Origin of the sequence: Shewanella sp. SG41-4 (assembly GCF_014164505.1) — a bacterium.
Lineage (GTDB): Bacteria > Pseudomonadota > Gammaproteobacteria > Enterobacterales > Shewanellaceae > Shewanella.
This window is the reverse complement of sequence record NZ_JACJFI010000185.1, coordinates 1-8,849: the sequence shown is the minus strand read 5'-3', so window position 1 is coordinate 8,849 and position 8,849 is coordinate 1. Positions and strand designations below refer to the sequence as shown.

Below are 8,849 nucleotides of genomic sequence, written 5' to 3'. Positions count from 1 at the left end.
CGTACGATCAAAGGTTACTAATGAATATGCAAAAAAATAGCCTGCAAAATGCAGGCTATTTTTATTCGGTGAGCTTACAGAAACTCGAATGTTGCCATTCTTACGCGGCTTTTACGTCTGTCTCTTCTGAATGTCTTATCAAATAGTCAAATGCACCCAGTGATGCTGTTGCGCCACTGCCCATAGCAATAATAATTTGTTTAAAAGGAGTATTGGTTACATCACCTGCGGCGAACACACCAGGGATAGATGTTTGACCACGTTCGTCGACAATAATTTCGCCACGAGGTGTCATATCAACCACGCCTTTTAGCCACTCTGTATTAGGAACTAAACCAATTTGCACAAAGATACCCGCTAGCGTGACTTGATTACTTTCACCTGTCGCACGATCGGTGTAAATCAAGCTGGTCACACGGGTGCCATCACCTTTTACTTCTGTGGTCATGGCTTGGGTAATAATAGTGATGTTACCCATTGATTTAGCTTTGCGCTGTAGCACTTCATCGGCACGTAATCTACTGTCAAACTCAAGTACGGTCACGTGTTCAACGATATTGGCTAAATCGATTGCCGCTTCAATACCGGAGTTACCACCACCAATAACCGCAACACGTTTACCTTTAAATAGTGGGCCATCACAATGTGGACAATAGGCTACGCCTTTATTACGGTATTCTTGTTCACCAGGCACGTTCATTTCTCTCCAACGTGCACCCGTTGCCAAAATTATCGTTTTACTGCGCAGCGTTGCGCCACTTTGTAAGGTCACATCAAACAGGCCATTTTTAGCTAAACTCAACGCACGTTGGTTTTGCATAATGTCGACGTCATAATCTTTAACGTGGGCTTCAAGGTTAGCCACCAGTTTCGGGCCTACGGTTTTAGACACTGAAATAAAGTTCTCAATACCTACTGTTTCGGCGACTTGTCCGCCAAATTTATCGGCAACAATACCGGTGTTTAAGCCTTTGCGAGCAGAATAAATTGCCGCGGCTGCACCTGCTGGGCCGCCGCCAACCACTAACATATCAAAAACTGATTTTTGGTTTAATTGTTCGGCTTGTCTGCCCGCAGCATTTTTATCTAATTTATTCAGTACTTCAACAACGCTAATGGCACCGACAGAGAAGGCTTCGCCGTTTAAAAATACTGATGGAACTGACATGATATTGCGATCGCTGACTTCCTGTTGGAAAAGCGCACCGTCAATCATCACGTTAGTAATATTGGGGTTAATTGCCGCCATCATATTCAGTGCTTGGATCACTTCTGGACAGGTTTGGCAACTTAACGAAATATAGGTTTCAAAATGAAATTCACCAGGTAATTGACGGATTTGTTCAATGATATCCGCATCTAACTTAATCGGATGTCCGCCGCTGTGTAATAACGCTAACACCAGTGAGGTAAATTCATGGCCCATTGGCAATCCAGCAAAGGTTATGTTGGTTGCAGCTTGTGGGTTAATCACACTCATGCTTGGTGTGCGCTTGCCTTGCTGATACGTTACTGAAACTAAGTCTGATGAGTCAACAATGTCTTGGGCTAGGCTGGTTAATTCTTTGCCTTTGTTTGAGTCATCTGCAGATACGACAAGTTCAACTGGGCGCTTGAGGTTTTGCAGATAGGTTTTCAGTTGATTTTTTACATTCGCATCTAACATAACAACTCCTAAAAAATGGGCAATAATCGATGAGTTTAAAAGTGCTAGTCAGTGCCGGGGGAACACCGACTAGCTGGAGATGATATTACTAACCTAAGGGTGAACTTAGCGGTTAGATTTTACCGACTAGGTCAATTGAAGGAGCTAATGTTTCTTCACCTGGCTGCCATTTAGCTGGACATACTTCGCCATCGTGAGTTGCAACATATTGTGCAGCTTGAATCTTACGAACTAGTTCAGAAGCGCTGCGGCCAATACCTAGGTCATGAATTTCAGCTACTTTCACTTGGCCTTCAGGGTTGATAACGAAAGTACCACGTAGTGCTAAACCGTCTTCTTCAATCATCACACCAAAGTTGCGAGTGATGGTACCCGTTGGGTCGCCTATCATTGGGTAAGTAATTTTACCGATTGTGTCTGAACTTGAATGCCAAGCTTTGTGAGTAAAGTGAGTGTCAGTTGATACTGAATAAACTTCAACGCCCATTCCCTGTAGCTTCTCATAATGATCAGCCATGTCGCCTAATTCTGTTGGACATACGAATGTGAAATCAGCTGGGTAGAAAAATACTACTGCCCACTTGCCTAATAAATCTTGCTCAGTAACTTCAACGAAAGCACCATTGTGGAATGCAGTAGCTTTAAAAGGTTTGATAGTGCTATTGATGATAGATTGTGTCATGTCATGCTCCATTGGAATTAAGATTTACGTTAACCCGATACCATGTGGTGTCGGTGATGATGAACATGTGCTCGTCATCTGATGTGAATCATAATAGCGATGGATATTAATTAAGTATAACGGATAAAAACTATCACCTTAATCGGTTTTACAAATTGAACTATCTGATTAGATAAAATCTTAAGCGTAAAAAACGAATACCGACATAGGTCGGTATTCGCTTAATGATATTTGCAGCTGGGAATTATTCCCAAGGGCCAAATCTTGTCAGTACACGGCTAACATTAATATCAAGCTTTTGTGAAAGCGTTTGGAGCTCTTGCTTATTATTAGCAGCAGCAAAACAATTGGCTTTATTAGTAGCAAATACCACCCAATTGCCACCGCCAGTTAAACATGCAAAGACCTGGTTAAAATGTGCATGAAGAGTGTCACGCAACTGTAAATCACGACTGTGTTCTTTCCAGCAATTTAACACTAAAAAACCATCGGTTTTGAGTAGCGGTTTTGTTTGTTCGATAAATTGGGTAGACAGTTGTTGTTTATCTACACCTTTATCACTGTAGATATCAGCAAAAATGACATCCACTTTTTTGTGTTCTGCTTGCGCTAAAAACTCATACGCATCTTGATGTAATACAGTGAGCTTTTTACTCAACGGTAATTGAAAAAAGCGCTTAGCAACTTCAATAACTTGTTGGCGTAATTCAACGGCAGTAATCTTAATTGCTGCATCAAAATGCCTCAGAGAATGTACTAATGCCCCGCCGCCTAAGCCTAAAATAATCACACTTTTCGGTTGTGAGAATAACAACACAGCCAACATGGCCTGAACATAAGTATGTTGCGGTACATGCGGTTGACTCTTATCCATTTTACTTTGCTCGTCATTATCACCAAATGACAAGACCCGATAATCGCCATCATCAAGTACACAAAAATCACCAAATTTATCACCGTCGACATGCAATACTTTATAATCAGACATACTTCACTCTGTGAGGAGTCTTGCTTAATATACGACAGCAAGATTTTTCTACTTTAAAACGCTATTATACCCCAGAATGCTGGCCGAAGTTCGCGTCAAATAACGCAAGTAATACACAGTGTTTTATTATCATTACCAGATAGGAAATTGACATGTTTAACCATTTATTGATGATCTTTATTTATTTGGCGGTGTTCTTTTTTGCCCAACGTCAGGTCAATAAATGGATCCATTTGCAGGCTGAAAAAAAACAAGTCAGTGAGGTTCGTAGCCGTTTAATTACCCGTTTAATTTCTTACTTGCTGTTTTTTGTGACGTTATCCGTCATGGCTGTGTCATTAGGCTTAGGCTATCAAGAGGTGTCGTTATTTGTGTCTTCTGCCTTTGCGGTATTAGGCGTGGCGCTATTTGCTCAATGGTCGATATTGAGCAACATCACTGCTGGTGTATTAATCTTTTTTGCATTCCCATATCGTATTGGCGATCGAATAAAAATTGTTGATAAAGAAGAAGATATGAGCGGCATTATTGTTGAAATCAGTTTGTTTCACGTATTGATCAAACGGGATGTCGGCGATGTAATGACTTACCCTAATAGCTTAATGCTGCAAAAAGCCGTGATTAAATTACCCGAACATCGAGCGCGCTATCAACAAGCAATAAAACCAAAGCTAAGATTAATGCAAACCGAGCACGGTGGTTAAAGTAACCTAGCTGCAGCTACTTGATAATACATACATATTTCTATTGTGAATGTATTATCGTTGATGAATAGACACGCTAATAGTAAACAGCCTAGTTTGATAGGGCTGAATTAATTGTCAGTGAATCAACGATTTTGTAGCTAATAAATTTCCGGTCACAGCGATAAAGATACATAAACTCAATGGTTTAATTTCGAGTTTATGTATCTCATAGATTGATATGCACTCGTTCAAGCTAAGCGCAGGTATGCAATAAAGCTAGTTTAATACTCGATGAAAAAATGCCACCGCTTGTAAATACATTTGCAACGCTAAAGCGGCATCGTAACGCTCGCCTTCATCACGCATAAAAGCGTGTTGAGCGTTGACTTCAAGCCAAGTAAAGTTTGCATTTACCTGCTCAAGCTTTTGATAAATAAGCTTACGACCTTCTTTAGTGACATGCGGATCTTGCTTACCAAACACCATCACCAACTCGCCTTTTATATCGACAGTACGGGTTAATGAATCATTGCCTTCTTGGCAAGGTAATGTGTTTGAATGAATATCAGTTGGATATAAACAAAAAGCTCCACTGATGTCTGGATTAAGCGCCGTGCGATAAGCTAAATGACCGCCAATGCATACGCCCATAGCGCCCACTTTGTCGCTGCAAAATGACTGAGATCGAGCAAAATCAACTAACGCTTGAGTATCGCTGTCATGTTGCTCTAATGGTTTGGCCCATTTGTCTGCATTACCTTTATCTTTACCTGCTTCGTCATACGCTAACACCGTTCCAATAGGGTTCAGTTCATGAAACACCTCTGGTACTAAAACCACAAAACCATGACCCGCTAACATTGCCGCAGAGCGAGCAATAGGCGCGGTTTGCTGAAATATTTCTGAGTAGAAAATAATGGTCGCAAATTGGCCTTTAGTATCTGGACGATAAAGCGTTGTACGCATTAAGCCCGTAGCCGTTTTAATGTCGTGAATTTCTGTTGTTGTGATCATAATATTCCATTTTTTTTACACTTTGCCTAAGGTTTATCAAGCTGGGCAGAATGTGATTAGAGTCTATGTAATCGTATGTTTACCGTTAACCTGTACGAATTAAAACAGTTCATTGTTACAGGTTTGCCCTGTGGTCAACTGCGTCACATTAGTTAATGTGGTTGAGGCTATTGCATTCAATGCCTCTTCAGTTAAAAAGGCTTGGTGACCAGTAAAAATCACATTATGACAAGCCGACAAGCGACGGAAGATATCATCTTGAATAATTTCATTTGATTTATCTTCGAAAAATAACCCTTTCTCATTTTCATATACATCAAGCCCTAACGAGCCAATTTTGCCATCTTTTAACGCTTCCATCGCATCAAATGCGTCTAATAATCCGCCACGGCTGGTATTAATCACCATAACGCCTTGCTTCATTTGATTGAAGCTCACTTTGTTGAGTAAATGATGATTATCTTTGGTCAATGGACAATGCAAACTAATGATATCGCATTGAGGATACAGGCTTTCTAATGGGACATATTCGACGCCTAAGTCGATTACAGCTTGGTTTGGATAAGGATCATGGGCGATCACTTTACAACCAAAGCCGAGTAAAATCTTAATGGTAGCTAAACCAATTTTACCTGTGCCTATTACCCCAACTGTTTTGCCAAACATGTTAAATCCGACTAAACCCGACAACGCAAAATTGGCATCACGAGTACGTTGGTAAGCTTTATGGATTTTACGATTTAAGGTCAACATTAAGGCCACTGAATGCTCGGCGACAGACTCAGGTGAATATGCTGGTACATTAACCACTCTCATGCCTAATCGCTCGGCAGCAACCAGATCGACATTATTAAAGCCAGCACAACGCATGGCGATTATTTTTGTACCGCCTTTGGCCAACTCAACTAACACTTCTTCACATAAGGAGTCGTTGACGAATGCGCATACAACTTCATAGCCTTCAGCTAATTTTACGTTTTGCATGCAAAGTCGGTAATCGAAGAATTCAATATCAACCTTAAAGGTTTCGTTAATACTATTGAAATGGCGAATGTCGTAAGGCTTTGCGCTAAAAAATCCAATTCTCATAAGGCTCCAAATGCGTTAATGGCGCTATCGCGAACGCTACAATCATGTACCGCAATAGTCACGCTCAAAACAGAGGTTAATTGTATGTGAATTAACAGTTATTGTCGTCAATATCACACGGGATAAAGATGAAATTGTGATCCAGACTCTTCCTTTTGAATCACAACAACAATAATCGCTCTGCGGTATAGTTTGCTGGTAACGCCAACCAAAAATAACCGTTTAGCGTTATACATTCCTTTCTATATAAGCACGGATTTAGCCAAATTATCTGGAGCAGCATTCACGATTCAAGTGATACGGCAGTAAACTAAAATAGCGAGTATCGATTTCATTTATTCATTAACCTATTCTCATTTCACTGTCCGCGAATACTTAAGAGAGGATCGCCCCCTTAAGCGTTACGTTGTAAGCTAGAGCGCACAACAAAAATCATGTATTTAAGGCATTCATTAATTAAATTGAATATTCACATTGAAAATGAAAAGAACTGCTGTATCCATCACTGTTTTCGCGGGTTAAAATTGCTAATGTTACCGCAATGTTAACCTAGCAACGAAACCATGAATCAGAAAAAGAATATGCCAGTATCAGACCGCCGATTTTGGATTGAGCGAATAAGCAAAACTGCACTCAGAGCACTGCACATTATTGGTGTAGTGGGAAGCGGTGGTGGCATGATCTTTAATCTTGAGTTATCTCTGTGGTTTAACTATTGGCTTATTGCAATCATATCCGGTGTATTACTAATGAGTTGGGAGATCATTAGAGATTGGCGCTGGCTAATACAACTCAAAGGAGTGTTAACCTTACTAAAAGTCATACTGCTAGGATTTTTTATTCAAATAAGTCAGTGCCACTCTGAATTAGTCATCTTTATTATTTTATTATCTGTTATTGTATCTCACGGACCCGCTGGATTACGCCATTACTCGATAGTTCATCGAAAAGTGATTCAGAGCAAAAAAGAAATAAAAGGCTAATACGCCACAACAGATGACTTTAAGGACACGGGATGTTCCCTTACCCAGATCAATATCGCGTTGCAATGCCGCCAATGACTACCGCTTTTATGGTGGTTTGGGCGTTGATGAGTCATGCCATTTTTACCGATGCCAGTCCATTTTCACTTTATCCATTGTTAGTGCTATTTCCGATCGTCATTGGTGCACACCTTTATTTAATTTGGCAGGCTAAAGGTATGAGTCGTCTTGATCAATGCTTTTATGCATTGGTACATATCCCACTCGCATTTGTAGTGTGGACATTCACCATCATGCACGTCAATGGTCATGCATTCTCTTAAATCGTCGTTTAAGCCTTTCAGCAATACCATTCTATACTTGCACATCATAAGCCCTAGCGGTATCTTTGCCGCGAATTGACTCACGAGAGCGACTATGGCTGATTTCATTTACAACCCACCTACCACTCCTTGGCTAGATATTGTGTATCAAGACAAGGATATTCTGGTCGCAAACAAGCCCTCTGGACTACTTTCAGTTCCAGGAAGGGAAGCTATTTACCATGACAGTATTTATTCTCGGGTTTTAGCTGAACATCCAAATGCGCAAATTGTACACAGATTAGACATGGCTACCTCTGGGGTGATTGTTGTCGCACTACGACGCAGTGCTGAACGAGAATTAAAGCGTCAATTCCGTGATAGAGAAACAGCCAAAACCTATTTTGCTCGAGTGGCTGGTCATATGAAGTCTAATATCCCGAAAGTCGATTTACCGCTAATTTGTGATTGGCCTAATAGACCAAAACAAAAAGTAGACCACACTGTTGGCAAGCCTTCGGTGACGTTAATTGAAGTAGTGAGCTATGGTGCTAAGTCAACGTTAGTCAAACTCACTCCAATTACTGGACGATCGCATCAGCTTAGAGTCCATATGATGGCATTAGGCCACCCCATCCTAGGTGATGGGTTTTATGCCGATGCTTTAGCAAAAAGTTTATCGCCTAGGTTACTCCTTCATGCCGCGGCATTATCGATAACTCATCCTTATTCACAACAAGTCATGCATTTTGAGTCGCCCGTCACGTTCATGGCGCCAACAGCAGACCAATAAAAAATTAAACATTGTTAATAACCATGCTAATTTTAGTAGCTATTATGCAATGAAAGTCGTAAATTTATGGCCAATTAATGGTTTATTAGGCTTTATATAGTGGATAGCTCATTTCAACGTGATGAATTAGACAATCATATACTTACCGCACTTATGCAAGACGCCAGAACACCTTTTGCGGAACTGGCTAAACGTTTTAATGTCAGTGCTGGGACGATTCATGTTCGCGTTGAAAAAATGAAACAAGCAGGCATTATTACCGGTGCGCAAATTACCGTAAACCCCAAGGCGCTAGGTTATGATGTTTGCTGCTTTATCGGTATCAATTTAAAGAGTGCTGGCGATTATCCAGCAGCTATTGCCAAGTTAAATGAATTAGAAGAAGTAGTAGAAGCGTATTACACCACCGGAAATTACTCGGTATTTGTAAAGGTAATGTGCCAATCTATCGACGGGTTGCAGCATGTGCTGATTAATCGTATCCAATCTATTGATGAAATCCAGTCTACTGAAACACTTATTAGTCTACAAAACCCTATCGTAAGATCTGTAAAGCCTTAGATTGTGGAGGGCTAAACCGCCCTCAAGCCCAGCATCAAACCCAAAATTGTCAACTCCCACTATTGAATATCACAACATCAATCAC

At 40.7% G+C, this 8,849-nt stretch carries 10 protein-coding genes; 5 read left to right on the top strand and 5 right to left on the bottom strand.

The window, feature by feature from the left end:
* Window positions 1-100 precede the first annotated feature (100 nt).
* The 3 genes from ahpF to H5202_RS15235 all read right to left on the bottom strand — a co-directional run bounded on the left by ahpF (window position 101) and on the right by H5202_RS15235 (window position 3,336).
* The gene (ahpF, locus tag H5202_RS15245) at window positions 101-1,666 is read right to left on the bottom strand and encodes an alkyl hydroperoxide reductase subunit F (protein ID WP_182772827.1); all 1,566 of its coding nucleotides are present in this window, start codon (window positions 1,664-1,666) and stop codon (window positions 101-103) included.
* 112 nt (window positions 1,667-1,778) lie between these two features.
* Window positions 1,779-2,348 (bottom strand): alkyl hydroperoxide reductase subunit C, encoded by a 570-nt coding sequence (gene ahpC, locus H5202_RS15240; protein WP_182772826.1) that lies wholly within the window; start codon window positions 2,346-2,348, stop codon window positions 1,779-1,781.
* Window positions 2,349-2,592: 244 nt separating this feature from the next.
* Entirely contained in the window at window positions 2,593-3,336 is a 744-nt protein-coding gene (locus H5202_RS15235; RefSeq protein WP_182772825.1) for a spermidine synthase, read from the bottom strand.
* Window positions 3,337-3,488: 152 nt separating this feature from the next.
* On the opposite strand from H5202_RS15235, the gene H5202_RS15230 reads away from it, so the two are divergent.
* A complete protein-coding gene (locus H5202_RS15230; RefSeq protein WP_182772824.1) occupies window positions 3,489-4,040 on the top strand; it encodes a mechanosensitive ion channel family protein in 552 nt (183 codons plus the stop codon).
* A 258-nt stretch (window positions 4,041-4,298) separates the two neighbouring features.
* Here H5202_RS15230 and H5202_RS15225 read toward each other — a convergent pair whose 3' ends face one another.
* On the bottom strand, window positions 4,299-5,036 hold the full coding sequence (locus tag H5202_RS15225) for a dienelactone hydrolase family protein (protein ID WP_182772823.1): 738 nt from the start codon (window positions 5,034-5,036) through the stop codon (window positions 4,299-4,301).
* A gap of 99 nt (window positions 5,037-5,135) precedes the next feature.
* Window positions 5,136-6,125, bottom strand: coding sequence for a 2-hydroxyacid dehydrogenase (locus H5202_RS15220; protein ID WP_182772822.1), 990 nt, complete (start codon window positions 6,123-6,125; stop codon window positions 5,136-5,138).
* 563 nt (window positions 6,126-6,688) lie between these two features.
* Here H5202_RS15220 and H5202_RS15215 point away from each other — a divergent pair.
* The 4 genes from H5202_RS15215 (at window position 6,689) to asnC (ending at window position 8,764) form a co-directional block, all read left to right on the top strand.
* The gene (locus H5202_RS15215; protein WP_182772821.1) at window positions 6,689-7,108 is read left to right on the top strand and encodes a hypothetical protein; all 420 of its coding nucleotides are present in this window, start codon (window positions 6,689-6,691) and stop codon (window positions 7,106-7,108) included.
* 32 nt (window positions 7,109-7,140) lie between these two features.
* Window positions 7,141-7,431, top strand: a complete 291-nt coding sequence (locus H5202_RS15210) for a hypothetical protein (RefSeq protein ID WP_182772820.1) — start codon at window positions 7,141-7,143, stop codon at window positions 7,429-7,431.
* Between the two features lie 94 nt (window positions 7,432-7,525).
* Window positions 7,526-8,203 carry a bifunctional tRNA pseudouridine(32) synthase/23S rRNA pseudouridine(746) synthase RluA gene (gene rluA, locus H5202_RS15205; RefSeq protein WP_182772819.1) on the top strand — a complete coding sequence of 226 codons (678 nt, stop codon included), beginning with the start codon at window positions 7,526-7,528 and terminating at the stop codon, window positions 8,201-8,203.
* A 99-nt stretch (window positions 8,204-8,302) separates the two neighbouring features.
* Window positions 8,303-8,764 carry a transcriptional regulator AsnC gene (gene asnC, locus H5202_RS15200; protein WP_011636002.1) on the top strand — a complete coding sequence of 154 codons (462 nt, stop codon included), beginning with the start codon at window positions 8,303-8,305 and terminating at the stop codon, window positions 8,762-8,764.
* The last annotated feature ends 85 nt before the right edge of the window (window positions 8,765-8,849 follow it).